The sequence below is a fragment of the Comamonas sp. 17RB genome (assembly GCF_030056555.1).
GTDB lineage: Bacteria > Pseudomonadota > Gammaproteobacteria > Burkholderiales > Burkholderiaceae_C > Comamonas > Comamonas terrigena.
The window spans coordinates 37,824-62,735 of the sequence record NZ_JASHHY010000007.1; the positions used below are offsets into that span (position 1 = coordinate 37,824).

Annotated in this window: 24 protein-coding genes; 11 read left to right on the top strand and 13 right to left on the bottom strand. The window is 67.0% G+C overall.

Annotation, left to right across the window (positions count from 1 at the left end; genetic code table 11):
* Positions 1-95: 95 nt before the first annotated feature.
* Complete coding sequence (locus tag QM470_RS13305; RefSeq protein ID WP_279999005.1) at positions 96-1,538, top strand: NAD-dependent succinate-semialdehyde dehydrogenase; 1,443 nt, start codon at positions 96-98, stop codon at positions 1,536-1,538.
* A gap of 184 nt (positions 1,539-1,722) precedes the next feature.
* Entirely contained in the window at positions 1,723-1,983 is a 261-nt protein-coding gene (locus QM470_RS13310) for a DUF2789 family protein (RefSeq protein WP_280012564.1), read from the top strand.
* Between the two features lie 73 nt (positions 1,984-2,056).
* Here the strand turns inward: QM470_RS13310 and QM470_RS13315 are convergent, their stop codons facing one another.
* Complete coding sequence (locus QM470_RS13315) at positions 2,057-3,166, bottom strand: YeiH family protein (protein ID WP_283339605.1); 1,110 nt, start codon at positions 3,164-3,166, stop codon at positions 2,057-2,059.
* A 173-nt stretch (positions 3,167-3,339) separates the two neighbouring features.
* Between QM470_RS13315 and QM470_RS13320 the strand changes: the two genes are divergently transcribed.
* The 3 genes from QM470_RS13320 to QM470_RS13330 all read left to right on the top strand — a co-directional run bounded on the left by QM470_RS13320 (position 3,340) and on the right by QM470_RS13330 (position 5,117).
* Entirely contained in the window at positions 3,340-4,254 is a 915-nt protein-coding gene (locus tag QM470_RS13320) for a LysR family transcriptional regulator (protein ID WP_283339606.1), read from the top strand.
* A 139-nt stretch (positions 4,255-4,393) separates the two neighbouring features.
* A complete protein-coding gene (locus tag QM470_RS13325) occupies positions 4,394-4,612 on the top strand; it encodes a hypothetical protein (RefSeq protein WP_066540824.1) in 219 nt (72 codons plus the stop codon).
* 43 nt (positions 4,613-4,655) lie between these two features.
* On the top strand, positions 4,656-5,117 hold the full coding sequence (locus QM470_RS13330) for a GNAT family N-acetyltransferase (protein WP_283339607.1): 462 nt from the start codon (positions 4,656-4,658) through the stop codon (positions 5,115-5,117).
* A 130-nt stretch (positions 5,118-5,247) separates the two neighbouring features.
* Here the strand turns inward: QM470_RS13330 and QM470_RS13335 are convergent, their stop codons facing one another.
* Positions 5,248-5,751: a CreA family protein gene (locus QM470_RS13335; protein ID WP_272972053.1), complete on the bottom strand. Its 504-nt coding sequence runs from the start codon at positions 5,749-5,751 to the stop codon at positions 5,248-5,250.
* 447 nt (positions 5,752-6,198) lie between these two features.
* On the opposite strand from QM470_RS13335, the gene QM470_RS13340 reads away from it, so the two are divergent.
* Both QM470_RS13340 and QM470_RS13345 read left to right on the top strand, forming a co-directional pair.
* Complete coding sequence (locus tag QM470_RS13340; protein ID WP_283339608.1) at positions 6,199-7,401, top strand: MFS transporter; 1,203 nt, start codon at positions 6,199-6,201, stop codon at positions 7,399-7,401.
* Between the two features lie 107 nt (positions 7,402-7,508).
* On the top strand, positions 7,509-8,141 hold the full coding sequence (locus QM470_RS13345; protein WP_283339609.1) for a LysE family transporter: 633 nt from the start codon (positions 7,509-7,511) through the stop codon (positions 8,139-8,141).
* 27 nt (positions 8,142-8,168) lie between these two features.
* On the opposite strand, the gene QM470_RS13350 is transcribed toward QM470_RS13345, so the two are convergent.
* On the bottom strand, positions 8,169-8,666 hold the full coding sequence (locus QM470_RS13350; protein WP_192334759.1) for an Lrp/AsnC family transcriptional regulator: 498 nt from the start codon (positions 8,664-8,666) through the stop codon (positions 8,169-8,171).
* 74 nt (positions 8,667-8,740) lie between these two features.
* Here QM470_RS13350 and QM470_RS13355 point away from each other — a divergent pair, with 74 nt between their 5' ends.
* Positions 8,741-9,637 carry an EamA family transporter gene (locus tag QM470_RS13355; RefSeq protein WP_283339610.1) on the top strand — a complete coding sequence of 299 codons (897 nt, stop codon included), beginning with the start codon at positions 8,741-8,743 and terminating at the stop codon, positions 9,635-9,637.
* A gap of 204 nt (positions 9,638-9,841) precedes the next feature.
* On the opposite strand, the gene cphA is transcribed toward QM470_RS13355, so the two are convergent.
* Both cphA and QM470_RS13365 read right to left on the bottom strand, forming a co-directional pair.
* Complete coding sequence (cphA, locus tag QM470_RS13360) at positions 9,842-12,412, bottom strand: cyanophycin synthetase (RefSeq protein ID WP_066540226.1); 2,571 nt, start codon at positions 12,410-12,412, stop codon at positions 9,842-9,844.
* 78 nt (positions 12,413-12,490) lie between these two features.
* Positions 12,491-14,662 (bottom strand): cyanophycin synthetase, encoded by a 2,172-nt coding sequence (locus QM470_RS13365; protein ID WP_283339611.1) that lies wholly within the window; start codon positions 14,660-14,662, stop codon positions 12,491-12,493.
* A gap of 194 nt (positions 14,663-14,856) precedes the next feature.
* Here QM470_RS13365 and QM470_RS13370 point away from each other — a divergent pair, with 194 nt between their 5' ends.
* The 3 genes from QM470_RS13370 to QM470_RS13380 all read left to right on the top strand — a co-directional run bounded on the left by QM470_RS13370 (position 14,857) and on the right by QM470_RS13380 (position 18,288).
* Entirely contained in the window at positions 14,857-17,154 is a 2,298-nt protein-coding gene (locus QM470_RS13370) for a cyanophycin metabolism-associated ABC transporter (protein WP_283339612.1), read from the top strand.
* Positions 17,155-17,157: 3 nt separating this feature from the next.
* Positions 17,158-17,649 carry a cyanophycin metabolism-associated DUF1854 family protein gene (locus tag QM470_RS13375; RefSeq protein WP_283339613.1) on the top strand — a complete coding sequence of 164 codons (492 nt, stop codon included), beginning with the start codon at positions 17,158-17,160 and terminating at the stop codon, positions 17,647-17,649.
* 180 nt (positions 17,650-17,829) lie between these two features.
* Complete coding sequence (locus QM470_RS13380) at positions 17,830-18,288, top strand: hypothetical protein (protein ID WP_066540240.1); 459 nt, start codon at positions 17,830-17,832, stop codon at positions 18,286-18,288.
* Positions 18,289-18,377: 89 nt separating this feature from the next.
* Here QM470_RS13380 and QM470_RS13385 read toward each other — a convergent pair whose 3' ends face one another.
* The 8 genes from QM470_RS13385 to QM470_RS13420 all read right to left on the bottom strand — a co-directional run bounded on the left by QM470_RS13385 (position 18,378) and on the right by QM470_RS13420 (position 24,866).
* Positions 18,378-18,794: an EF-hand domain-containing protein gene (locus QM470_RS13385; protein WP_283339614.1), complete on the bottom strand. Its 417-nt coding sequence runs from the start codon at positions 18,792-18,794 to the stop codon at positions 18,378-18,380.
* Positions 18,795-19,006: 212 nt separating this feature from the next.
* Positions 19,007-19,915, bottom strand: coding sequence for a 5'-nucleotidase (locus QM470_RS13390; protein ID WP_283339615.1), 909 nt, complete (start codon positions 19,913-19,915; stop codon positions 19,007-19,009).
* An 82-nt stretch (positions 19,916-19,997) separates the two neighbouring features.
* Positions 19,998-21,200 carry an ammonium transporter gene (locus tag QM470_RS13395; protein WP_283339616.1) on the bottom strand — a complete coding sequence of 401 codons (1,203 nt, stop codon included), beginning with the start codon at positions 21,198-21,200 and terminating at the stop codon, positions 19,998-20,000.
* Between the two features lie 249 nt (positions 21,201-21,449).
* Positions 21,450-22,457, bottom strand: coding sequence for an LLM class flavin-dependent oxidoreductase (locus QM470_RS13400; protein ID WP_280012579.1), 1,008 nt, complete (start codon positions 22,455-22,457; stop codon positions 21,450-21,452).
* Positions 22,458-22,597: 140 nt separating this feature from the next.
* Positions 22,598-22,888 carry a hypothetical protein gene (locus tag QM470_RS13405; protein WP_066540245.1) on the bottom strand — a complete coding sequence of 97 codons (291 nt, stop codon included), beginning with the start codon at positions 22,886-22,888 and terminating at the stop codon, positions 22,598-22,600.
* Positions 22,889-23,002: 114 nt separating this feature from the next.
* A complete protein-coding gene (locus QM470_RS13410; protein ID WP_283339617.1) occupies positions 23,003-23,266 on the bottom strand; it encodes a DUF2164 domain-containing protein in 264 nt (87 codons plus the stop codon).
* 165 nt (positions 23,267-23,431) lie between these two features.
* The gene (locus tag QM470_RS13415; RefSeq protein ID WP_283339618.1) at positions 23,432-24,031 is read right to left on the bottom strand and encodes a histidine phosphatase family protein; all 600 of its coding nucleotides are present in this window, start codon (positions 24,029-24,031) and stop codon (positions 23,432-23,434) included.
* Between the two features lie 7 nt (positions 24,032-24,038).
* Complete coding sequence (locus QM470_RS13420) at positions 24,039-24,866, bottom strand: adenosylcobinamide-GDP ribazoletransferase (protein ID WP_283339619.1); 828 nt, start codon at positions 24,864-24,866, stop codon at positions 24,039-24,041.
* Positions 24,867-24,912: the final 46 nt, after the last annotated feature.

Genomic DNA, 24,912 nt, shown 5'->3' on the forward strand with positions numbered 1-24,912 from the left:
AAACCTTTGTGCCGGTGCACCACAGCGCCTGTTTTCCCAATGCCCCTGGAGCGACCGCTCCGGGACTCTCCCTCTCAGCCATGGATGGATTTCGCATGTCGCATGCCTACCCCGATACCCAACTCCTGATCGACGGCCAATGGGTCGACGCCGCCAGCGGCAAGAAGATCGCTGTGCACAACCCGGCCACGGGAGCGGTGATCGGCCATGTGGCCCATGCCGGTATTGCCGATCTGGACCGTGCACTGGCCGCCGCGCAAAAAGGCTTCCAGGTCTGGAAGAACACCAGTGCCCACGAGCGCCAGGCCACCATGCGCCGTGCCGCGCTGCTGCTGCAGGAGCGCGCCGACGCCATTGCCGCCGTGCTGACGCAGGAGCAAGGTAAGCCCCTGGCCGAAGCCAAGGGCGAGGTGCTGGCCGGTGTGGGCATCATCGACTGGTTTGCCGACGAGGCGCTGCGCCTGTATGGTCGCATCGTGCCGGCCCGCCGCAGCGATGTGCTGCAGCAGGTCGTCAAGGAGCCCGTGGGCCCGGTGGCGGCGTTCACGCCCTGGAACTTCCCGGTCAACCAGATCGTGCGCAAGATCAGCGCTGCCCTGGCCACCGGCTGTTCCTTTCTGTGCAAGGCGCCGGAAGAAACGCCTGCCGCGCCCGCCGCGCTGCTGAAATGCTTTGTCGACGCCGGCGTGCCCGCGGGCGTGGTCGGTCTGGTCTACGGTGATCCGCATGAAATCTCCAGCTACCTGATTCCCCATCCGGTGATCCGCAAGGTCACCTTCACCGGCTCGACGGCCGTGGGCAAGCAGCTGGCCGCCATGGCCGGCGCCCACATGAAGCGCTGCACCATGGAGCTGGGTGGCCACGCGCCGGTCATCATTGCCGAAGACGCCGATGTGGAGCTGGCCGTCAAAGCCGCTGGCGCTGCCAAGTTGCGCAACGCCGGCCAGGTCTGCATTTCGCCCACGCGTTTCCTGGTGCACAGCAGCCTGCAAAAGCAATTCACGGAAAGCGTGGTGAAGTACTTTGAGTCCGTCAAGGTGGGCAACGGCCTGGAAGCCGATTCCAAGATGGGCCCGCTGGCCAATCCCCGCCGCGTGACAGCCATGAAGGCGCTGGTGGAAAACGCCCACGCCAAGGGTGCGGATGTGCTGCTGGGCGGCAAGGCCCTGGGCGATGCCGGCAACTTCTATGCACCCACCATCCTGGGCAATGTGCCGCTGGATGCCGATGTGTTCAACAACGAACCCTTCGGCCCCGTGGTTGCCATGCGCAGCTTCGAGAAGCTGGATGAGGCCATTGCCGAAGCCAACCGCCTGCCCTATGGCCTGGCGGCCTATGCCTTCACCCGCTCGCTGAAGTCGGCCCACCAGCTCAGCCAGCAGGTGGAAACCGGCATGCTGTGGATCAACCAGCCGGCCGTGGCCTCGGCGGAAATGCCTTTCGGCGGCATCAAGGATTCGGGCTATGGCTCCGAAGGCGGCACGGAAGCGCTGGAAGCCTATCTGATTCCCAAGGCCGTCTCGATTGCCATGGTGTGAGCACCGGCCCCGCTGGCGGGGCTGCTGCTGCAAAACGGCCACCTGCAGGTGGCCGTTTTGCTTTCTGCCGTGCAGCCGGCTGGCCCGGCCGGTTGCAACATCTGGCTTGTCCTACAGCCAGCGGCCGAGAGGGCATTGCAGGATGCGGTGCAGAAGCACCTGTGTGCCCGCGAAAGGAGCCTCCATGCCCTCCAAAGCCCCTACCTTGCAAGCGCTGTTCGTGCAGCTCGGTCTGGCGGCAGATGAGCTGGCCATCTTGCGTTTCATCCGCCAGCACCGCCCGATGCCCCCCGAGGTGGACATGCTGCATGCCCGGTTCTGGACCCCTTCGCAGGCCGCGGTGCTGTGGCGGCTGCGCCGCCGGGGGCCACACTGGGTGGAAGTGCTGGACCAGTTGGAGGCCGCCTTGCGCGGCCACCACGGCCAGCAGCAGGAAAGCGCCTGACCTCGGTGTTCTTGGGTGAGCGCAGACCGGCAGGGACGGCCCGTGCGATGGGGCGCTGCAGCGGCGTCGGCCCTCAGAGCAGCTGCGGCAGCCACAGATTCAGCAGCCAGCCAGCCCCCAGCAGCCAGCCGAACAACACCAGTGCCAGCAGCAGCGGCCGGGTGCCGGCCGCGCGCACAGCCGCGATGTGGGTGGTCAGGCCCAGGGCGGCCATGGCCAGGGTCAGCAGCAGCGTATCCAGCTGCACACCGGCCTGCACCAGCGCAGCGGGCAGCACGCCCAGGGAATGGATGCCGGCCACCAGCACAAAGCCCAGTGCAAACCAGGGGATGGTGATGCGGCGGTGCGGGGCGGTGGCCTTGACGGAGCCGCTGTCCGCGGGCTGGTGGTTGGCGCGGCGCTCGCTGCGCGCCAGCCACCACGACAGCACCAGCAGAAACGGGGCCAGCATCATCACCCGCACCATCTTGGCAATCACCGCCATGTCGGCCGCATCGCGGCCCACGGCTTCGCCGGCGGCCACCACCTGGGCCACTTCGTGCACGGTGGAGCCCACGTACAGGCCGTACTGCTGGGCGCTCACCTCGAACCAGCCATGCGCCGCATTCCAGTGAAACAGTGCGGGGTAGAGAAAGGTGGCCACGGTGCCGAACACCACCACGGTGGCCACGGCCACCGCCACATCGGACGCCCGGCCCTTGGCCACTGGTTCGGTGGCCAGCACGGCGGCCGCACCGCAGATGGCGCTGCCGGCCCCCACCAGCAGGCTGGTGCGCGGATCCAGGCCGAACACGCGCCGGCCCAGCCATTGGGCCAGCACAAAGGTGCTGGAGAGCACCAGTGCGTCGATGGCGATGCCTGCCCAGCCCAGCTGGCCCATGTCCTGGAAGGTCAAGCGCAGGCCATACAGCACGATGCCGACGCGCAGCAGCCGCGCCTTGGACAGGCCCACGCCGCTGGCGCAGGAGGCGGCCAGGCGGGGGTAGACGGTGTTGCCCAGCACCAGGCCCAGCACGATGGCCAAGGTCAGCGCGCTCAGGCCGCGCTCGGCCAGGGCCGGCAACGTGGCGGCCCACAGGGAGGCGGCGGCGATGGCACCACACAGCAGCAGACCGGGCAGCCACTGCTGCAGGTGCTGGCCGGCACGGGCCCAGACGGACAAGGGAAATGTGGAAGTGGACATGGTAGACACGGCCGTCCACGGGAGTGAAAAGCGTGCCAGGACCGGCCTGGAGCGTGGGCGACGGTCTGCACTTTAGATAATTTGGTTATATTTGTATAACCGATAGTTTGTGTAAAGACTATCGATGAAACAGGTAGATTCATGCGCCAGATCACGCGAAAAGGAGAGCGCCCATGCTGCATCTGACGCTGCGCCAGGTGGAAATTTTCTGTGCCGTGGCCCAGTCCGGCAGCACCGTGGCGGCGGCCCAGGCGGTGTCGCTGTCCCAGTCCGCCACCAGCGCTGCGCTGCAGCAGCTGGAGCGTGCGCTGGGCAGCCAGCTGTTCGAGCGGGTCGGGCGCCAGCTGGTGCTCAACGATGCCGGCCGCGCCCTGCTGCCCCAGGCGCTGGGGCTGCTGGAGCAGGCGCGCGGCATCGAGCAGGCGTTTGTCGTGCAGGGCAGTGGCCTGCCGGTGCGGCTGCGGCTGGCGGCCAGCACCACCATCGGCAGCTATGTGCTGCCGCCGGTGCTGGCGGCGTTGGCGCGCAGCCACCCGCAGGTGGCAGTGGACCTGCAGATTGCCAACACCGCCGAAGTGGCCGAAGCCGTGCTGGCGCTGGAGGTGGATCTGGCCTTGATCGAAGGGGCCAGCCACTGGCCGGGGCTGGAAGTGCAGCCCTGGCTGCGCGACGAGCTGGTCATCGTCAGTGCACCCCACGACCCGCTGGCAAGGCAGGCCGCCGGCCAGCCGCTGGCATCCGACGCGCTGCGCAGTGCCCGCTGGCTGCTGCGCGAGGCGGGCTCGGGCACCCGCGAGATGGTGGAGCACGCGCTGCTGCCGCACCTGCACCAGCTGCATGCGGCCGCCACCCTGGGCAGCTCCGAAGCCATTGCCCGCTGCGTGGCCCAGGGGCTGGGCATCAGCTGTCTGCCACGTGTGCTGGTGCAGCCTTTGGTGGATGTGGGTGAACTGGTGGTGCTGCCCACCGTGCTGCCGCAGATGCAGCGCTATTTCTCGCTGGTGCAGCGGGCGGGCAAGCGGCGTTCGCCGGCACTGCAGGCGTTTGTGGACGCCTGCCGGGCGATTGCGCCGTCCTCCACGGATTGAGTGACCGGGCGGCTGCCAGGGTGGCAGCGGCTTCGCCAACGTGCCACTTCGCTTGCGGCCGGCACTTTTGGCCCTATATTGGAATCACAAGCCCGGCGCGGGCTGCGCAGCGCCGGATGCCATCACCAGGGAGGCCACCATGAAAACCATCGACGAAATGCTGCACCTGGACCTGCTGACCCACGAACAGCACCTGCAGATCAGTACTTGGATTGACGCTGCTGACACCCCCGAAGCCATTCTGCAGATGCCCGCCTCCCTGTGGCAGGCCGTGGAACGCGCCAGCCAGGCCATGGGCGTGAACGAGGATTTGCTGCGGCCGCCGGCACTGGACGCGGGCAACGCCGTCTTCGGCTGACGCGCTGCAGGCGGGGAGCGGAAATCCCCCTACCATCGCGGGCATGCTGCTGAATTCGCCTGCTCCATCCCCGTTTCGTGTTCGCCCGGCCGCTGCCACCGATATCGACGCCATCTTCCATGTCCGGACCTCGGTCCGGGAGAATGCACTCACGGTGACCGAACTGGCGGCGCTGGGCATCACGCCCGCTTCCATCCATGCGGCGATCACAGAGGCTCCGTGTGCCTGGGTGGCCGAACGCGATGGCGAGGTGGTGGGCTTTGCCATGGCCGATCTGCCCGAGGCATGTCTGTTCGCGGTGTTCGTGCTGCCGGAGCATGAGGGGCAAGGGGGGGGACGCCAGCTGATACAGGCCGGAGAAACCGCGCTGTTCCGGCACCACCCGGTCATCTGGCTGGAAACGGATGCGGCCAGCAGGGCCGCTGCGGTGTACTGGCATCTGGGGTGGACACCGGCCGGCGATGCGGGCGACGGGGATGTGCGCCTGCAAAAGCTGCGCCCCTGACGCGAGAGCGGGAGCCGCGCAGGGGATGCCGCCCTGACGGATGCGACACGCAGCTGTGGCAATGGCCTCGGGCATCCCGGTTCGCGCAGGCGTCCACGGCAGCGGCTTCGGTGCGCTGCCGCAGTGGTGCTTACTTCTTGAGCGGAATCGGCGTGCCTGCGGGCACGGCCACAGCGGTGACGCTGTTCTGGGGTGAGCCTTCGATCACCCGGTCGGAATAGGTCATGTAGACCAGGGTGTTGCGTTTGGCATCCACCATGCGCACCACGCGCAGGCGCTTGAACAGCAGCGAGGTCCGTTCGGTGAACACTTCTTCCTGCTGGCGCAGCGGCTGGGGAATCTGGATGGGGCCGGTGGCCTGGCAGACGATGGAGGCTTCAGAGCGGTCTTCGGCCAGGCCCAGCCCGCCCTTGATGCCGCCGGTCTTGGCGCGCGAGACATAGCAGGTCACGCCGCCCACCTTGGGGTCGTCATAGGCGTCGACCACGATCTTGTGGTCCGGGCCAATCAGCTTGAACACCGTGTCCACGGCGCCGATCTCTTCGGATGCGGCGGCGCGGGTGGCCGGTGCCAGGGTGGTCAGGGCCGCCAGCAGCAGGGCGGACAAAGCAGGGCGCAGGGCAATGTGGTGCATGGCTGCCAAGCATACGCGCTGCGCGGGTGCGCGCCGGGCCGGCGATGGCACTGTGCCAGGCCCTGGTTTGCGAGGGACCACGGGCAGGCGTGTACCGGCCGCGGGACAATAACCGTCCTCCACCACGGCAGCCGGGGCGCACCGCGCGCCCAGACTGGTGCCCGGTGGAGCAGGCATGCCATGGCGGTTGCCGGACCCCGGGTCTTTCGGGTGTCTGCGACGGCAGCGCTGCATGCCTGCAGGCCCGGTGCACCGGGTGTCCAGCGCATGGCGCTGGCAGAACCGTCCGCCCCGCGATGCCGGCCCTGGCTGCCGCTGCGTTGCGGCATGGCCCACAGCCCCCGTGCAGTCTCCACGCACGCGCGGCTTCTGAATTCAGAGTTTCCACCCGGTGGCACAGGCTGCGGGGTGGGCTTTTCTTTTCCCGGGGGAAATGGTTTGGTAGGAATGCGAGAGAAGAACGTTGCGGCGTCGCCCGTGCTGGGCCGGTCTGCGCTGCTGTGGATGGCGCTGGCCTGTGGACTGTGCGCGGGCGGCAATTACTTCAACCAGCCGCTGCTGCACTCGATTGCCCGGCACTTTGGTGTGGACCAGGGGGTGGCGGCACTGTCGGTCACCTTGGCGCAGTCGGCCTATGCGCTGGGTCTGCTGCTGCTGGTGCCGCTGGGCGACATGCTGGAGCGGCGCGGTCTGGCGGTGGCCTTGATGCTGCTCGCGGCGGCCGGCCAGGCCATGGCGGGCTGTGCACCGTCGGTGGGCGGTTTCATGCTGGGCACGGTGGTGGCGGGCCTGTTTTCCGTCGCTGCCCAGGTGCTGGTGCCCATGGCGGCGGCGCTGGCCGCGCCCGGCCACAGCGGCCGCAATGTGGGGACCGTGATGACCGGACTGCTGCTGGGCATCTTGCTGGCGCGCAGCGTGGCGGGCCTGGTGTCGGCATGGGCCGGCTGGCAGGCGGTGTACCAGGGCGCAGCGCTGTTGATGGTGCTGGTGGCCTGGTGGCTGTGGCGGGTGCTGCCCACCTCGCGCACGGCGCAGCCGGTGGCCTATGCCCAGGTGCTGTCCAGCATGCTGGAGCTGCTGCACACCCACCGGGCGCTGCGCCAGCGCACACTGGCCAGCGGGCTGGCGTTTGCCTCGTGCAGCGTGCTGTTTGCCACCATGGCCCTGCAGCTGTCGGCCTCACCGCTGGCGCTGGATGATGCGCAGATCGGCCTGGTGGGGCTGGCAGGCGTGGCCGGGGCACTGGTGGCATCGCGCGCCGGACGCTGGGTGGACCGGGGCCTGGGGCGTACCACCTGCACGGTGGGTGCCATCGCACTGGTGGCGGCCTGGCCCATGCTGTGGTGGGGCGGGGAACACCTGGGCTGGTTTGCCCTGGGCCTGGTGGTGATCGACCTGGGCCTGCAATGCCTGAACATCACCAACCAGGCCACGGTGGCCCAGTTGCTGCCGGCGGCACGCTCGCGCATGAATGCCGTCTATATGACGGGGTATTTTGCGGGGGCGGCAGCGGGCTCGGCCCTGGGCACACTGGCCTGGCACTGGGGGCAGTGGCAGGGCGCCTGCCTGCTGGGGGCGGTGCTGGCGCTGGGGGCCGCACTGGCGGCAGTGCGGTTGCGTGCGCCGGCGGGGCAGATGGCTGCCGCCTGAAGTCTCGCGCTTTCTCTGTGGTGGCCGTAGCAGAGGCCACAATCGCAGGCGTGGTCTGCGCATGCCGAACCCGGCATGCGGCAGGCCGTTTTCTGCAGGACACCGCTGTGCACCACCTTGCCTCCCTGTTGCTGATCGCCGGCATTTACCTGGCCGTGCTGGCCAGCCCTGGCCCCAATTTCTTCATCCTCAGCCAGATGGCGCTGGATGGCCGTGCCCGGGCTGCGCGCTGTGTGGTGCTGGGGTTGACGACGGGGTCGGTCGCCTGGGTGCTGCTGTCGATTGCGGGGGTTGCCACCTTGCTGGCCCGGCACCCGCAACTGGGCACGGCATTGCGTGTGCTGGGGGCGGCCTACCTGGTCTGGTATGGCGTCAAGCTGTTGCGCTCTGCCTGGAAAGTGCCGGCGGTCAACGCAGCACCGTCCACGGCGTTGGCGGCGGCGCAGTCGCACTGGGCGGCGTACCGCACCGGCTTGCTGACCGGCCTGACCAACCCCAAGGGTGCGGCGTTTTGGACCAGTGCGTTTGCCGCCATCTTTCCGGATGCGGCGCCGCTGTGGTTCTACGGTGCCACGGTGCTGCTGGTGGCGCTGATGTCGCTGGGTTGGCACCTGGGCATCACGCTGGTGTTCGGCATTCCGGCCCTGCGCAGCGGCTATCTGCGCATCGAGCGTGCCATCAACGGCCTGTCCGGTGCCGCCCTGGTGCTGCTCGGTTTGCAGCGCATGGTGGCGCGCTGAAGGGCGCTTCCAGACGGCACCGGCGCCCTACGCCTGCAGCGGGCCCCCGGGCAGCGGTACCTGCAGGCCCACTTTCAGGCAGTTCAGCGCCACCGAGGTGCGAAAGCGCCGCACATTCTCGTCCCCGCCGAACAGCCGGGTGGTGATGGCTTCGAAATCCGCCATGGTGGCGGCGGTGATGACCAGCAGGTAGTCTGCCTCCCCGGTGATGGCGTAGCACTGCTGCACGGCGGCTTCGTCCTGGATGCGCTGGCGCAGGCCGGCGGTGCGCAGCGGGTGTTCGTCGTGCACATGCACTTCCACCAGCAGGGTCAGCGGGCGGCCTAGGCGGGAGGCGTCCAGCACGGCGGTTTCCGCGCGGATCACGCCGCTGTCCCGCAGCCGGCGGATGCGGCGCTGCACGGCGGCGGCCGACAGGTGCACGGTCTGCGCAATGTCACGCTGCGCCACGGTGTTGTCGCGCTGCAGCAGGGCCAGGATGGCCAGGTCGAAATCGTCCAGAGACAGCGTGGAGGGTGTGGGCATGGAATGAGTGAAAGTTGCGTGAAGCCAGTCTATTCAGAGGCAAAAAACCAGGGGTGGCGCAATATATTCTCGCCATGTCGAATGTACGCAATGCACGCTGGCTGCCGTGGCTGGCCATCTTCGGTTCCGTGGTGTTTCTGGGGCTGGGTACGTCCTGGGCCAAGCACACACTGTTTCCTGCCGTCGGTGCCCAGGGCACGACGGCGGTGCGGGTGGGTTTTTCGGCGCTGATCCTGTGGCTGCTGTGCCGGCCCTGGCGCTGGTCGCTGTCGCCGGCGGACCGGCGGGCCGTGCTGCTTTACGGGGCGGCGTTGGGGGTCATGAACCTGTCTTTCTACATGGCGCTGCGCACGCTGCCGTTCGGCGTAGCGGTGGCGATCGAATTTTCCGGGCCGCTGGCGGTGGCGGTGTGGGCGTCGCGCCGGGCGCTGGACATGGTCTGGGTGCTGCTGGCCGTGGCGGGCCTGGTCCTGCTGCTGCCGCTGGGCCATGCGGTCAGCAGCCTGGACCCGGTGGGCGTGCTGTGGTCGGTGCTGGCGGCGGTGTGCTGGGCCAGCTATATCCTGTTCGGCAAGCGCATCGGGCATCTGCCGGTGGGGCATTCGGTGTCGCTGGGGCTGGCCATGGCGGCGCTGGTGGTGATTCCGGTGGGCGTGGCCCATGCGGGCAGCGCGCTGCTGGCGCCTTCGGTGTTGCTGGTGGGGCTGGGCGTGGCGGCGGTGTCGAGCGCGGTGCCGCTGTCGCTGGAGATGGTGGCCCTGCAGCGCCTGCCGCCCCAGGCCTTCGGCATCATGATCAGCATGGAGCCGGCGGTAGCCGCCGTGCTGGCCTTGCTGCTGCTGGACGAACAGCTGAGTGCCGTGCAGTGGCTGGCGATCAGCCTGATCGTGCTGGCGTCCATGGGCAGCGCACTGGCGGTGCGGCGGTCGGAACCGGCGCCCTGGGCGGCACAGCGGCCGGCCGAAGCCTGAATGCCGCCGGACGCCGCAGCCTTGGCGATCCGTTGACGGCACACACGGGCAAGATGGCACAGACGGTGCCGGGGCCCAGCGGCTCAGGCGCAGTGAGCGCACTTCCTGTCTGCATCGCTCGCGGTGCATCCGAACGCAAAAAAGCCCCGGTGACGGGGCTTTTGCAGGGGCGGTGCAGAGCAGGCTCTGCGGGCAGGCCGGAGATCAGACTTCGGCGATGCGTTTTTGCAGGTGGGCCAGGGCTTCCTCCACCTGGTCGACCAGCACCAGGCACAGGTCGCCGGGCTGCAGACGTGCCAGTGCATGGTCGATGGCGATGAACTCGCCATGGATGTCGGTCACATAGCTGGTGCGGCTGGCGCCTTCCAGGCCCTTGCGCAGCAGGGCGATGACTTCGCCGTCCTCGCGGCCGCGCTGGCAGGCGTCCTGGTACAGGACCACATCATCGAAGGCGTGGCCCAGGATCTGGGTCTGCTCGGTGATGTCCTGGTCGCGGCGGTCGCCGGCACCCGAGATCACCACGCTGCGCTTGTTGCCGGGCATGCCTTCGACCGCCTTGGTCAGCGCACGGATGGCGTCCGGGTTGTGGCCGTAGTCGGCAATGATGGTGGCGCCCTTGTAGTCCATCACATTGAAGCGGCCGGGGGCGTTGTCGCTGTCGTTCACAAAGCCGGCCAGGCCGCGCTTGATGGTGTCCCAGGGCAGCCCGGCACCCCAGGCCGCGCCGATGGCGGCCATGGCGTTGTCGACCTGGAAGCCGATGGTGCCGTTGCGGGTGACGGGAATGTCGCGCAGCGGCACGGATTCGCGCCACGAGCCTTCGGCGGCGACGATGGAGTCACCGTCCACATAGACCACGCGGTTGCCCTGGGCACGGTGGGTGGCCATCACGGGGTGGTGGCGGTCGGCACCGAAGAAGATCACCTTGCCGGTGCAGAACGGCGCCATGGCCGAGACGTGCGGGTCGATGGCGTTGAGCACGCCGTAGCCGTTGGGGGCCACGTTCTGCACGATGACGCGCTTGAGCACCATCAGCTCATCGACGGTGGTGATGAAGTTCAGGCCCAGGTGGTCACCTTCGCCCACGTTGGTGACCACGGCCACCTGGCAGCGGTCAAAGCCCAGGCCTTCGCGCAGAATGCCGCCACGGGCACATTCCATCACGGCGGCATCCACCTCGGGGTGGCCCAGCACGTTGCGAGCGCTCTTGGGGCCGGAGCAGTCGCCGCTGTCGATCTGGCGGCCGTTGACGTACACACCGTCGGTGCTGGTCATGCCCACACGCAGACCTTGCGAGGTGAACAGCTGGCCGATCAGGCGGGCGGTGGTGGTCTTTCCATTGGTGCCGGTCACGGCCACCAGGGGGATGCGGCCGTCGTCGCTGCCGTTGAACAGCAGATCGACCATGGGCACGCCCACGTTGCGGGGCTTGCCATAGGACGGGGCCAGGTGCATGCGCAGGCCGGGGGCGGCGTTCACTTCGACGATACCGCCGTTCTGCTCTTCCAGCGGGTGCAGCACGGATTCGCAGATCACGTCCACGCCGCAGATGTGCAGGCCGATGGTCTGGGCAGCTTCGATGGCGCGGGCCGCCACTTCGGGGTGCACGTCGTCGGTCACATCGGTGGCGCTGCCGCCGGTGGACAGGTTGGCGTTGTTGCGCAGTACCACGCGCTGGCCCTGGGCAGGCACGGATTCGGGGGTCAGGCCTTCGCCGGCGATGCGGGCAATGGCAATGTCGTCCAGGCGGATCTTGGTCAGCGCGGTACCGTGGCCGGTGCCGCGGCGGGGGTCCAGGTTGACGATGTCCACCAGTTCGCGGATGGTGTGTTCGCCGTCACCCAGCACCTGGGGCGGTTCGCGGCGGGCAGCGGCGACCAGCTGGCCGCCCACCACCAGCAGGCGGAAGTCGTGGCCGGGCAGGAAGCGCTCGACCATCACGTCGTCACCGTACTGCTGCGAGGTGGCGTAGGCGGCTTCCAGCTGGGCGCGGGTGGTGATGTTCACCGTCACGCCCTTGCCCTGGTTGCCGTCCTGGGGCTTGACCACCACGGGCAGGCCCACTTCCTGGGCCACGGCCCAGGCGTCGTCCACGTCGGTGACGGGGCGGCCCAGCGGCACGGGCACGCCAGCGGCGTGCAGCAGACGCTTGGTCAGGTCCTTGTCCTGTGCAATGGATTCGGCCACGGCGCTGGTCTGGTCCACTTCTGCGGCCTGGATGCGGCGGGCCTTGGAGCCCCAGCCCAGCTGGACCATGGAGCCAGCCGTCATGCGGCGGAAGGGGATGCCACGGGCCACGGCGGCGTCCACGATGGAGCCGGTCGAGGGACCGATGCGTTCATCTTCGTCCAGCTCGCGCAGGGCCGCGATGACGGGCGCTGCATCGAACGGGGTGTCGTTCAGCGCGGCCTGGATCAGGGCTTCGGCCTGTTCCAGGGCCTGCTTGCCCACGGCTTCTTCGGTGTATTCGACCACCACCTGGAAGGTGCCGGTTTCCAGCGTGGCATGGGTGCGGCTGAACGTCACCGGGCAGCCGGCCTGGGCCTGCAGCGACAGCGTGGCCAGTTCCAGCACATCGGCCAGCGACACCGGTTTGTCGGCGCCTTGCGGCAGCAAGGTACCGATGGAGGGGAAGCGGGCGCGCAGGCGGTCTTCAAAGCCGGCCAGCTGGGCGATGTTGCACTCGGCCGGGGTGCAGAGCACGACGGCCTCTACAGCGGTGTTGCGGCTCCACAGATTGGGGCCACGCAGGGCACGGGTACGAGAGATTTCCATGGTGTGTGTCTCTTTTGAGGCTGCTGCAGCCCGGGATGCGGGCGCAGCGGCAATGCAAGGGTGCGCGGGCGCTCGGTCTCAGGCAGGCTGGTATTCGAAGGTCTTGATACCGGCCGCGATCAGGTCGGGCGCAATGTCCATGGCCCAGGCCGTGGCAATGGCCGCCAGCAGGGCCGAAGTGTCCACCGCATGGCCCGTGGGCAGGCGCAGCGCGTCGAGCGTACCCAGTGCGCGCTCCAGACCGCCGGTGGCCAGAATGACCTGCTGGTTGCGCAGCAGCACGGCACGGCCTTCGTTGGCGCCGCGGTGTGCGGCCACGACGGCGTTGTCGGCCTGGGCGCTGTAGAGCACCACTTCGCCGTCGCACAGCTCGGCCAGGTCGGCCACTTCGGGCAGGTCGGCGTTCAGCACGCCGGCGCCATCGCTGAGCACCACATCGATCTGGGTGCGCAGCACGCGGCGCATCTGGGAGGCTTCGCGCACATCGTGGTCGGCCAGGGTCTCGAAACCGTCCATGTCGGTGACCACGCCCACCAGGCAGCGGTCGTAGGCCAGGCCTTCTTCCAGGATGGAGCGCGAGGTGGTCTGGATCACCGCGGCCTGGGCCAGGCGGTTGGTCAGCAGACGGTGGGCGCCGGCCCAGTTGGCGGTATTGGTCTTCTGCGTCTGGCGATTGTTCAGGAACATGCCTTCGCTGCTGGCCACGCCCGTCAGCTTGCCGGACAGTTGCAGCAGCCAGCCAACCAGGCGGGCGATGAAGGCGTTGTGGCGCGTGCCGACAATGCCCACCAGGGGGATGCGGCCGGCATTGGCGCCGTCTTCACGCGGGAACAGGTGGTCGGCAATGGCCATCCCAACCGGGCGGGGAGCGCCGCTGGTGGGCTTGAGGTGCATCAGCAGGCCGGGACCGGCGTTGACTTCCAGGATAGCGCCCTGGCCTTGCATGGGCTGGGAGACGTCCTTGAGGATCATGTCCATGCCGGCGATGTCCAGGCCCACGATCTTGGCGGCCAGCGTGGCGTAGTAGGCCACATCGGGGTGCACGTCATCGGTGCAGTCGATGGCCATGTTGCCGTTGCGCTGCAGCAGCACGGCCTGGCCCTGAGGAATCACGGAGTCGGGCGTGACATGCTGGCGATTCAGTTCCAGCTTGACGGCGCCGGCATCCAGATTGATCCAGTCCAGCGGGTATTCTTGTTCGGGGCCGCGGCGGGGGTCCTGGTTCAGCACGGCCACCAGCTCGCGCAGCGTGGCCTTGCCATTGCCGTGCACGGACACGGTTTCGCCCTTGGTGGCGGCAACCACCTTGCCGCCCACCACCAGCAGGCGGTGTTCCACGCCGTCGATGAATTTTTCGACGATCACGTCCGAGCCTTCGGGCTCGGCCAGTGCAAAGGCGGCCTTGACGTCCGCTTCCTGGTACAGCTCCAGGGTCACGCCGCGGGCGTGGTTGCCGTCCGAAGGCTTGACGGTGACCGGGAAGCCGATGTCCTGGGCCACTTCCCAGGCTTCTTCGGCATTGGCCACGATCTGGCCTTCGGGCACGGGCACGCCGCAGGCGGTCAGCAGGCGCTTGGTGAAGTCCTTGTCCTGGGCGATGCCTTCGGCAATGGCGCTGGTCTGGTCGGATTCGGCCGTCCAGATGCGACGCTGCGCTGCACCATAGCCCAGCTGGACCAGGTTGCCGTCGTTCAGGCGGATATGGGGGATGCGGCGTTCGCCGGCGGCATCGACGATGCAGCCGGTGGAGGGGCCGAGGTAGCGGTCGTTGATGGCCGTCTTGATGGCGTGGATGGCCGGCTTGCGGTCAAACGGCAGATCGTTGATGGCGGCCATCAGCAGCTTGTGGCCGTATTCCAGCGCCACGCGGGCCACCGCCTCTTCGGGGCAGCGGAACACCATGCGGTAGACGCCGCGCTGGGAAATTTCACGGGTCTGACCGAATTCGGCAGGCATGCCGGCCAGGTTCAGCAGCTCGATGATGACGTGCTCCAGCACATGGCCCATCCAGGTGCCACCTTCCAGGCGCTGGATGAAGCCGCCGCGCTCGCCCACGCCACAGGTGTGTTCGATCAGGTCGGGCAGCCAAGTGGTCAGTCGTTCGTTGAGGCCGGGAATCTTGTTGGACGGGTAGTCTTCCAGCTCTCCCAGATCCAGCCAGACTTCCAACACGGGACGGTAGGTCCAGACGCTGGGGCCGCGCAAGAAGGTGGTGCGCAAGAGTTGGATGTCGTTGAATGTCTTCGCCATGGATGCAGCGCTTGATGAGTGGTGGGCGGGCGGTGTGAAAGGCCACATATCGTCGCTTTTCACAGAGGTTGTCAGCCTAATAGGGGTTTGGAGCGTTAAGTCGTCAGACACCATCGCAATGGGCGCGCACATTGAGTGCATCCATATCCATCCACTGGCAGCGATCCTGCCGGAACGGATACAAACTGTTCAATATGCAACATCACCATTCTGTAGATGCCTCTGGCGTCTCCGATGGCCCTTTCGGGGCTGACTTGCGGGCACAGCTCGCACCCCAAGAAAACGTATTGTCCGCCCTTCCGGTTGACTTGACCCGGGATTTGCGCTTCGCGCCAGGCCTGGTGGCGGTCACGCAAACGCATTTATGGGCCCGTGCCGGGGGCGATACGGCCTGGACTTCCTGGTCCCTGTCGCCGGCGCTGCGCCTGCAGCTGGCAGACCATGCCGGGGTGGGAACGCTGGAGCTGCACGATGGCCAGCAGCGCCTGGCGCTGTGGCGTTTTCGCCTGGCCGCGCAGAACGAGGCCTTCCGCCTGATCCAGCGCTTTGACCAGCAGCGCGAGCTGCTGGCCCAGGGGGGCATCCCGGGCCATGCCCATGAGGACGAGGAAATCCTGTGCGAGACCTGCGGCACCCCCTTGCCGCCCGACAGCGATGAATGCCCCGCCTGCGCCCGCCAGCAGGCTCCCCAGACGTCGACCTGGGTGCTGCTGCGCCTGTGGCGCTTTGCCAAGCCCTACCAGGGCCAGCTGCTGCTGGGTTTTCTGCTGACGCTGGCCACCACGGCCGCGCAGCTGGTGGCGCCGTACCTGACCATCCCGCTGATGGACAAGATTCTGATTCCCTTTCAGAACGGCGAGAAGATCGACCAGGGTCTGGTGGCCTTCTATCTGGGGGCGCTGCTGCTGTCGGCGCTGCTGGCATGGCTGCTGGGTTGGGCACGCACCTTCGTGTTGGCCAAGGTGTCCGAGCGCATAGGCTCGAATCTGCGCACCACCACCTACAACCACCTGCTGAACCTGTCGGTGGATTACTACGGCAGCAAACGCACCGGGGACCTGATGGCCCGCATCGGTGCCGAAACCGACCGTATCAACCTGTTTCTGTCGCTCAACGCGCTGGATTTCGCGACCGATGTGCTGATGATCGTGATGACCTCGGTCATCCTGTTCTCCATCAATCCCTGGCTGGCGCTGGTGACCCTGGTGCCGCTGCCGTTCATCGCCTGGATGATCCACACCGTGCGCGATCGCCTGCGCACCGGCTTCGAGAAGATCGACCGTGTCTGGTCCGAAGTGACGAATGTGCTGGCCGATACCATCCCCGGTATCCGGGTGGTGAAGGCTTTTGCCCAGGAAAAGCGCGAGGCGGACCGCTTTGCCGACGCCAACCTGGTGAATCTGCAGGCCAATGACAAAGTCAACAAGACTTGGTCGGTGTTCACCCCCACGGTCACCTTGCTGACGGAAATCGGCCTGCTCATCGTCTGGGGTTTCGGCATCTATCTGGTGGCCGGTGGCTCCATCACGGTGGGTGTGCTGACAGCGTTCATTGCCTATATCGGGCGCTTCTACACGCGCCTGGATTCGATGAGCCGCATTGTCTCGGTCACGCAAAAGGCGGCCGCAGGCGCCAAGCGCATCTTCGACATCCTGGACCATGTCAGCAATGTGCCCGACCCGGTCAACCCGGTGAAGCTGCCGGGCAAGGCCCGCGGTGCCATCACCATGGAGGACGTGGGCTTCCGCTACGGCAGCCGTGCCGTGATCAAGCACCTGGACCTGCAGATCCAGCCCGGCGAGATGATCGGTCTGGTGGGGCACAGCGGTTCGGGCAAGAGCACGCTGGTCAATCTGATCTGCCGCTTCTATGACGTCAGCGAAGGCTCCATCCAGCTCGATGGCGTGGACGTGCGCCGCATGGCCGTGTCCGACTACCGCAGCAACATCGGCCTGGTGCTGCAGGAGCCGTTCCTGTTCTTCGGCACGATTGCCGAGAACATCGCCTACGGCAAGCCGGATGCGACCCGGGAAGAAATCGTGGCGGCGGCCCGTGCCGCCCATGCGCACGAATTCATCCTGCGCCTGCCCCACGGCTATGACTCGCTGGTGGGCGAGCGCGGCCAGGGTCTGTCGGGCGGGGAGCGCCAGCGTATTTCCATTGCGCGTGCACTGCTGATCGACCCGCGCATCCTGATCCTGGACGAGGCCACTTCGGCCGTGGACACCGAAACGGAAAAAGAGATTCAAAAGGCGCTCGACAACCTGGTGCAAGGCCGCACCACGATTGCCATCGCCCACCGTCTGTCCACGCTGCGCAAGGCCGACCGCCTGGTGGTGATGGACCGTGGCGAGATCGTGGAAGTGGGCCCGCATGACGAATTGATGGCGCTCAAGGGCCATTACTTCCGTCTGTACGACGCCCAGGCACGCCGTGCCGAGGAAGATGCCCAGGCAGCGGGTTTGAAGCTGCAAGTGACGACCGAGGAATAAGCCATGCTGCACACGTCCCATGCTGATCTGACAGGGATGCGCCTCGCGCGCAACACCCATGGCCGCCTGGTGCTGACCCTGGGCAGCGGCCAGGTCTTTGAATCCGTGGTGCCGGTGCGCGCCTTTCCTTTGGCGGCCCCCGAGGAGGGGTTATCCCTGGTGGGCAGCGACGGCAAGGAAGCACTGTGGGTGGACCGCATGGCCGACCTGCCCGCCGACGCCCGTGCGCTGATTGAGGAAGATCTGGCGGTGCGGGAGTTTGTGCCCACTATCCAGTCCATCCGCAAGGTGTCGAGTTTTTCCACCCCCAGCACCTGGGATCTGGAGACCGATCGGGGCAGCGCCCAGATGGTGCTCAAGGCCGAGGAAGACATCCGCAAGCTGGCGGGGCGTACCCGGCTGCTGATCAGCGGCAGCGACGGCGTGCAATACCGGATTCCGGATACGACCCAGCTGGACAAACATTCCCGCAAGCTGCTGGAGCGATTTTTGTAAGCGCTTACTTCCCGCTTTCCGGCGTGAAGTTGCTGTTCCAGGGGCCGTTTGTCGGCCCATTTGTACTGCGCTGGAAATGTTTGTAAAAAAACCTAAACTTTCACTCACGACTGCCGAAAGGATGAAGGAACAGCGGAATTCCGCGTCCACTATCCATACAACACCACCGAGGGCCACGCCATGCAAATACCACCTGTTGATCGCAACCCCATCCAATGGAACTCGCAGGCTGCCAATTTGTATTCCACCGGCGCCTCGGGTCCGGCCCCCATTCGCCCGGTCAACCAGGTGAACAACGTCGAGTCCACCGACAAGATCGGCGAAGGTGCCCAGGCCCGGACGCCCGAAAAGCCCACGGACAAGGACGACCGCAACCTGGACTGGACGCAGCGCGTGGAGCAAAAGGCCGAGGCACAGAAGGCGGTGGAGGAAGAGCAGAAGAAAGAGCCCATCTCCAAGATGCTGATCGAGCACATCCAGTCGCTGTGGCGTGCCAGTGCCATGGCGGTGGAAGCTTCGCTGGAGGCCCAGCAGAAGGAACAGGGCCAGGAGGTGCACCAGAAAGTGCAACCTGCCCGTGCCGCCAGCGAGCGACTGACCTACGAGGATGTCACGGTCAAGCGCACCAACGGTCTGTAATGATCAGCGCCGGCATTGATGAAAAAAGCCATGCGGATGCATGGCTTTTTTCATGGGTGTCGCCAGCGTGCGCTGCACACACGGCGCGCTTACTTGGCCGTGGCTGCGGGGGTGTTGCTGGCCGCGTCGGGGGCAGGCGTTGGCGCGGCAGCCGCCTGGGCGGCCTTGGCGGCATCGCGCCGTGCGCGGTATTTGGCGGCGAATACCCGCACCTCTTCCAGCGACAGGTAGTTGTCCTTGTTGGTGTCGGCTTCGTCAAAACCCGCGTAGAGCTTGGGCACCAGCATCAGCTCCTTGCGGCTGATCTTGCCGTCCTTGTTGAAGTCCAGCATCTGGAAGTCCTTGATGGCCTTGATCTCGCCCTTGGACAGCGGCTTGCCGTCCGGGCCGGTCATGGCCACGGGGTCGATCTGGCCTTCTGCCCAGGCAGGCGCCAGCGGCGCTGCTGCGGCGCAGCACAGGGCCAGGGGCATCAACAGGCGGCGGGACAGAGTGGACTGGGGCATGGGCGCATTTCCAAAAAAGCAGGACAGACCACCAGTGTGGTGCCTGTCTGCAAACCGGGTACGTTGCTGGGGTAAACCAGGGTAAGCCGATGTATCGCCGTCTGGTGGCAGCTACATGGAGTGATGCCGTTCACCGGCGGCCTTATGCCCAGGCTGCTGCGACACGAAATGCGACATGCATTTACTGGAAAGGGGGCGCAGGCCGCACCGGATCAGGGGTTGGCAATGCCGCTGCGCACATGGCCCGCCGGCACATGGGCCGCGGCCGAGGTGACATGACCGGTCTGGTCGTCAAAAAAGAAGTCGGGCTCGAATTCGCGCAGAAACTCCCCCTTGGCCAGACCGCCCAGAAACATGGCTTCGTCCACCCCGATGTTCCAGTCCATCAGCGTGCGGATGGCGCGTTCGTGTGCCGGGGCGCTGCGGGCGGTGACCAGGGCGGTGCGCAGCCGCATGCCGCTGGTGGTGCCGGCCTGGGCGGCTTGCTGGAGCCGGTGCAGTGCGGCCAGCAGCGGCTTGAACGGGCCATCGGGCAGCGGCTGGGCCACATGCTCCATTTCATGGCGCTGGAAGGCATCCAGCCCCAGGGTCTGGTAGACGCGCTCGGCCTCGTCGGAGAACAGCACGGCGTCGCCGTCAAAGGCAATGCGCACCTCCTGCGGATGGGCGGCGCTGGCGCCGGCGGATTCGGTCAGCACCCGGGCGGCGGGGTAGCCCAGGCGCAGGGCTTCGGTCACATCGGCGGCGTTGGCGGACAGAAACAGGTGGGCGCCCAGCGGCCGCAGGTAACCGAAAGGGTCGCGCCCCTGGGTGAACACGCCGCGCTGGATGCTGGAAAGCCCATGGGCCTTGGCGCTGCGGAACACCCGCATGCCGCTGACCGGGTCGTTGCGCGAGAGCAGCACCACTTCCACCCGCTGTTCCTCGGGAGTGTTGAAGGCCAGCAGCTTGCGCACCAGCGGCAGCGCCACGCCGGGCGGGGCCGGCTGGTCGAGTCGGCTGCGCTGCAGTGCCACATAGCCAGCCGGGTCCCGGTCGAAGAGCTGGTTTTCCTCTTCAAAATCGAACAGGGCGCGCGAGGAGATGGCCACCACCAGTTGGTCGTGCAGGGAAACGGGCATGCAGTCTTTCAGCCAGGGCAATGGCCAAGCATAGCGTTTCCCGGCACATGCCTGCTGCCGGCCCGTGGCCAGAGCGCGGTGCTTACCAGTTGGCTTCACGCTCGGGCGCGGCACTGATCCGGTGGATGGACAGGTCGGCGCCGTCGAATTCCTGTTCCTGGCTCAGGCGCAGGCCCATGGTCTTGCGAAGGAGCCCGTACACGGCAAAGCCGCCGGCCGTGGCCCAGGCCACACCCATCAGCGTGCCGATCAGCTGTGCGCCCAGGTGCACGCCACCCAGGCCGCCGAGCGCCTGGGTGCCGAAGATGCCGGCCGCAATACCGCCCCAGACGCCGCACAGGCCATGCAGCGGCCAGACGCCCAGCACATCGTCGATCTTCCACTTGTTCTGTGTCAGTGTGAACATGGCCACGAACAGTGCCCCGGCCACGCCGCCCACCACCAGGGCGCCCAGCGGGTGCATCAGGTCCGAGCCGGCGCAGACCGCCACCAGGCCGGCCAGCGGGCCGTTGTGCACAAAGCCGGGGTCGTTCTTGCCCAGGGCCAGTGCGGCCAGCGTGCCGCCCACCATGGCCATCAGCGAATTGACGGCCACCAGGCCCGAGATCTTGTCCAGGCTCTGGGCGCTCATCACGTTGAAGCCGAACCAGCCCACGGCCAGGATCCAGGCCCCCAGGGCCAGGAAGGGGATGCTGGAGGGCGGGGTGGCGGCAATCGCGCCATCGCGGCGGTAACGGTTGCTGCGCGGGCCCAGCAGCAGCACGGCGCCCAGGGCAATCCACCCGCCCACGGCGTGCACCACCACGCTGCCGGCAAAGTCGTGGAACTCTGTCCCGGTCAGCGACTTGATCCAGGCCTGCACGCCAAAGTGGCCGTTCCAGGCAATGCCCTCGAAGAAGGGGTAGACCAGGCCCACGATGATGGCGGTGGCAATCAGCTGCGGGCAGAACTTGGCGCGCTCGGCAATGCCGCCCGAGATGATGGCGGGGATGGCGGCGGCGAAGGTCAACAGAAAGAAGAACTTCACCAGCGCGTAGCCGTTGTGGGCTGCCAGTTGTTCGGCGCCCACGAAGAAGCCTGTGCCATAGGCCACGGCATAGCCCACGGCGAAATAGACCACGGTGGAGACGGAAAAGTCCACCAGGATCTTGACCAGGGCATTGACCTGGTTCTTGCGTCGCACGGTGCCCAGTTCCAGAAAGGCGAAACCTGCGTGCATGGCCAGGACCATGACCGCGCCCATCAAAATGAACAGGGCATCTGCGCCCTGTTTTAGTGCTTCCATGAAGCGCTCCAGCTGATATTGGTTGTTCTTGGTGCGCGTGCACGTGAAAAGCACGGAGCGCACTAAAAACAAGCAAAAACCGCGCCAGGCGGTAGCTGGGGGGAGGTGGGTGCACCGGTGTGGGGCGCGTGGACTATCGTGCTGCAGCAAGGGGCTGCGCAATGGGACCCCTGCCTGCGCTGGGTGGGATGCCGCAGGGATGGAGGCGACCCGCCCCGTTGTGGTGCGGGCCAGCCGGGGCCTGGGGCCTTACCAGATGGCGGCCTGCGCCGTGATCTCCAGGCTGCGCAGCCGCAGTGCGGGATCGTAGACATCGGACACCAGCATCAGCTCATCCGCCTGGGTGGCCTGGGCGATGGACCACAGGCCGGCACGCATGCGTTCGGGGCCGCCGACCACGCCCATGGCCAGAAAGTCCTGGATGGCGGCTTTTTCCTGGTGGCCCAGGCTGGCCATGTAGTGCTCCACCGGGGGCTGCAGGCGGCCGCGCTGGCCGGTGAGGATGCCCAGCACGCGCTGGTAGGTGCTGCTGGCCAGGAAGTCGGCTTCGGCGTCGGTGGGTGCGGCAATCACCGGCACGCCGACGATCACGTACGGCTTGTCCAGCTGGGCCGAAGGCTGGAACAGCTGGCGGTATAGTGCAATTGCCTGGTGGAGCATGCGCGGAGCAAAGTGCGAGGCAAAGGCATAAGGCAGGCCTTTGGCTGCCGCCAGCTGGGCCGAGAACAGGCTGGAGCCCAGCAGCCAGATGGGCACATGGGTGCCGGCGCCGGGCATGGCGACGATGCGCTGGTGGTCCTGCACCGGGCCCAGCAGGCGCTGCAGTTCGGTCACGTCGCGGGGGAAATCCTCTTCCGATTCCACCCGGTCACGGCGCAGTGCACGCATGGTGGGGCCATCGGTGCCGGGCGCCCGGCCCAGGCCCAGGTCGATGCGGCCGGGATAGAGCTCGGCCAGCGTGCCAAAGGCTTCGGCCACGACCAGCGGTGCGTGGTTGGGCAGCATGATGCCGCCCGAGCCCACGCGGATGGTGGAGGTGCCGCCGGCGATATGCCCCACCAGCACCGCAGTGGCCGAGCTGGCGATGCCCGGCATGTTGTGGTGTTCGGCCAGCCAGTAGCGGGCAAAGCCCAGTTCCTCGGCCTTGCGGGCCGTGTCCAGGGCGATGTCCAACGCCTGGCGCACGGTGCCGCCTTCGCGCACGGCCACCAGGTCCAGCATGGACAGGCGGGGCAGGCGTGGGGGAAAGTCGGTCATGGCAGTTCTCCAGAGGGAAAAATCAAATCGTGTCGCTGTGCGCCGGAAGCCAGTTGGAATGGGTTTTGTGCTTCAGGCGCGGGGTCAGCATGCCCGCTGCTGCGTGGGCAGGGGAGCCGTGCGTCGCTGTGCCGCGCGCCTCACTCGCTGCGGCGGGACATTTCGTTCTTGCAAGTGATGCCGATGATCACGCACCACACCAGCGACAGAATGGCAATGCCCAGGTTCTGGCCGCCGCCGGTTTCCATGGCCAGCACGGAAAACGGCAGTGCCACCAGCGCCGCCAGGCGGATGAATCGGCGCAGGCGTGCCGTGGGCACGCGCTCCTTGAAATACAGCAGCGCTGCATAGCTGGCCACGGCCAGCACGGTCAGGTACAGAAAGGCGTCGCCGCCATAGGGGGCAGCCCAGGTTCGTAGTGATTCCAACATGGGGCCATTGTCAGGCACATGCTGGCGGTCTTGGTGCGGGGCGGGGGATGGCCTCTGGCCTGTGGGGCTGCTGTACTGCTGGGTACATGGATAGTTGCGGTCGGCAGCGGTGGCTCACTTGCGGCGGGATCGCTGGTTCCAGTAGGTGAAGGCCTCGTGGTGTACCTCGATGTCCAGTTCGGCCACGCGGGACTGCAGGTTTTCCTGGGCATCGGCCACGCCCTGGTTGTAGAGCGCAGGGCCCACTTCTTCCACGAAAAACTTCAGCAGCCCGCCGGCGGCGACATTGCCTATGGGCTCGTCCATGTGCTCGCGGAAATAGCGTTCGATGGAGGCAATCGCCTGCTGCTGGGCTTCGGGGGGCAGGGTCAAAGGCATAGAGGTGGACGCGAAATGATGGGCAGGGAGGTGCGGGTCCTGTGGTACCCGCGCTGCCCAGCCGGGATGGATAGCGCCCAGGAGCGGCAGGACGCGCAGAAACGGGCTTTTTCTTGAGAGTGTGTCGTGCGCGGCACGAGGATCCAAGCCCGCACTGCGCAGCGGTCAAAGGTGTTGCTGCATGCCCGCCAGACCGTCCCATGGCAGGGCCAGCCATTGGCCATAGCCCGGCGCGGGCAGGTTCCATTCGGCGCTGGTGGGCAGCCCATTGCCGTGCTGCTGCAGCCATTGCACACAGCGGACCACGCCGGCGTGCGTGACCCAGACCACATCACGCTTGCCCTGCCGGCTGTCGTGGGCCCAGCTGTGCTGCAAGGCCTGTTGCACGCGTTGCAGCATGGCGGCCAGCGATTCCCCGCCGCCGGGAGCGCAAGTGGCCAGGTCGGCAGCCCAGGCATCGATATCTGGGCGGGAGATCTGCTCCCAGAGCTGCCCTTCCCAGCGGCCAAAGTCCATTTCCTGCAGGCGGGAGTCGGGGTGGCGGTCAGGTGCCAAAGCGGGTACGTGTGCAACCAGCGCATCGGCCAGTTGCACACATCGGCGCAAGGGGGAGTGGCGCAGCACGCTTCCGGCAGGCAGCAGGCCCGAAAAATCTTGGGCAGCCTGCACCGTGCGCGCCGCATCGGCGGCCACATCCAGCCGGCCGTAGCAGACGCCGGCATCGACCAACGGGTGTGCATGGCGCAGCAGCCACAAGGTGCTCATGCCATGCTCACAGCAACTGGCGCAGATAGAGCGCCGTGGCCAGCAGCAAGGCCAGTTCGGTGAGCTGCTGGCAGGCGCCCAGGCAGTCCCCCGTCATGCCGCCCAGGCGGCGCCACAGCCAGCGGTGCACCCACCAGATGGTCAGGGCCATGGCCGCCAGCAGGCAGAGCACATAGCGGTAGGTTCCCAGCCAGCTCAGCAGGGCCAGGGCCGGCAGGCTCCACAGCGCGCCGGTGAGCAGGCCTTTCCAGTCCAGCGGCTGTCCCGCGACATGCAGGGTCTTGCTGGCAGCGGCCAGGCCCACATGGGGCAGGGTGTGCATCAGCACCAGTGGCGCAAAGCGTGACAGCACATGGGTGCAGCACACCAGAATCAACACGGGCACCGGGCCCCAGAACGGCTCCATGGTCGCCAGCAGCAGGGCGATCAGCCCCAGCTTGGTGAGCAAGGCCATGGCCAGCGCCATCACGCCATACGCACCGATGCGGGAATCTTTCATGATTTCCAGCGCGCGCTCGGGCGGCACCATGCCACCCAGTCCGTCGGCCACATCGGCCAGGCCGTCTTCGTGGAAACCTCCAGTCAGCCACAGCGTGCCTGCCGTGCTGAGGATGGCGGCGACCAGCGGTGTCCAACTGGTGATGGGCAGCAGCCACAGCGAGGCGCCTAGCAGCAGCGCGGCCCACAGTCCCACCAGCCAGCCCACCCCCGGCAAATGCCCGGCGCTGGCGCGCTGCAGGGCCGGGCTCCAGCCCACCCAGGAGGCCAGGCGCCCGCTGACCGGGATGCGGCTGAAGAATTGCACGGCCAGTAGAAAGTGGCGCAAGGACTGCATGGCGGGTGAAGGACTCCTGGCTTAGGCGCTGTGCGCACGGATGCCG

Bases quoted from the DNA above. Each gene is read 5' to 3' on its own strand.
- QM470_RS13340 (WP_283339608.1), top strand. From the start codon at position 6,199: ATGCGAGAGAAGAACGTTGCGGCGTCGCCCGTGCTGGGCCGGTCTGCG.
- QM470_RS13310 (WP_280012564.1), top strand. From the start codon at position 1,723: ATGCCCTCCAAAGCCCCTACCTTGCAAGCGCTGTTCGTGCAGCTCGGT.
- QM470_RS13355 (WP_283339610.1), top strand. From the start codon at position 8,741: ATGTCGAATGTACGCAATGCACGCTGGCTGCCGTGGCTGGCCATCTTC.
- QM470_RS13375 (WP_283339613.1), top strand. From the start codon at position 17,158: ATGCTGCACACGTCCCATGCTGATCTGACAGGGATGCGCCTCGCGCGC.
- QM470_RS13365 (WP_283339611.1), bottom strand. From the start codon at position 14,662: ATGGCGAAGACATTCAACGACATCCAACTCTTGCGCACCACCTTCTTG.
- QM470_RS13370 (WP_283339612.1), top strand. From the start codon at position 14,857: ATGCAACATCACCATTCTGTAGATGCCTCTGGCGTCTCCGATGGCCCT.
- QM470_RS13305 (WP_279999005.1), top strand. From the start codon at position 96: ATGTCGCATGCCTACCCCGATACCCAACTCCTGATCGACGGCCAATGG.
- QM470_RS13395 (WP_283339616.1), bottom strand. From the start codon at position 21,200: ATGGAAGCACTAAAACAGGGCGCAGATGCCCTGTTCATTTTGATGGGC.
- QM470_RS13390 (WP_283339615.1), bottom strand. From the start codon at position 19,915: ATGCCCGTTTCCCTGCACGACCAACTGGTGGTGGCCATCTCCTCGCGC.
- QM470_RS13385 (WP_283339614.1), bottom strand. From the start codon at position 18,794: ATGCCCCAGTCCACTCTGTCCCGCCGCCTGTTGATGCCCCTGGCCCTG.
- QM470_RS13335 (WP_272972053.1), bottom strand. From the start codon at position 5,751: ATGCACCACATTGCCCTGCGCCCTGCTTTGTCCGCCCTGCTGCTGGCG.
- QM470_RS13420 (WP_283339619.1), bottom strand. From the start codon at position 24,866: ATGCAGTCCTTGCGCCACTTTCTACTGGCCGTGCAATTCTTCAGCCGC.
- QM470_RS13410 (WP_283339617.1), bottom strand. From the start codon at position 23,266: ATGCCTTTGACCCTGCCCCCCGAAGCCCAGCAGCAGGCGATTGCCTCC.
- QM470_RS13320 (WP_283339606.1), top strand. From the start codon at position 3,340: ATGCTGCATCTGACGCTGCGCCAGGTGGAAATTTTCTGTGCCGTGGCC.
- QM470_RS13415 (WP_283339618.1), bottom strand. From the start codon at position 24,031: ATGAGCACCTTGTGGCTGCTGCGCCATGCACACCCGTTGGTCGATGCC.
- QM470_RS13315 (WP_283339605.1), bottom strand. From the start codon at position 3,166: ATGTCCACTTCCACATTTCCCTTGTCCGTCTGGGCCCGTGCCGGCCAG.
- QM470_RS13405 (WP_066540245.1), bottom strand. From the start codon at position 22,888: ATGTTGGAATCACTACGAACCTGGGCTGCCCCCTATGGCGGCGACGCC.
- QM470_RS13350 (WP_192334759.1), bottom strand. From the start codon at position 8,666: ATGCCCACACCCTCCACGCTGTCTCTGGACGATTTCGACCTGGCCATC.
- QM470_RS13330 (WP_283339607.1), top strand. From the start codon at position 4,656: ATGCTGCTGAATTCGCCTGCTCCATCCCCGTTTCGTGTTCGCCCGGCC.
- QM470_RS13400 (WP_280012579.1), bottom strand. From the start codon at position 22,457: ATGACCGACTTTCCCCCACGCCTGCCCCGCCTGTCCATGCTGGACCTG.
- QM470_RS13325 (WP_066540824.1), top strand. From the start codon at position 4,394: ATGAAAACCATCGACGAAATGCTGCACCTGGACCTGCTGACCCACGAA.
- QM470_RS13380 (WP_066540240.1), top strand. From the start codon at position 17,830: ATGCAAATACCACCTGTTGATCGCAACCCCATCCAATGGAACTCGCAG.
- cphA (WP_066540226.1), bottom strand. From the start codon at position 12,412: ATGGAAATCTCTCGTACCCGTGCCCTGCGTGGCCCCAATCTGTGGAGC.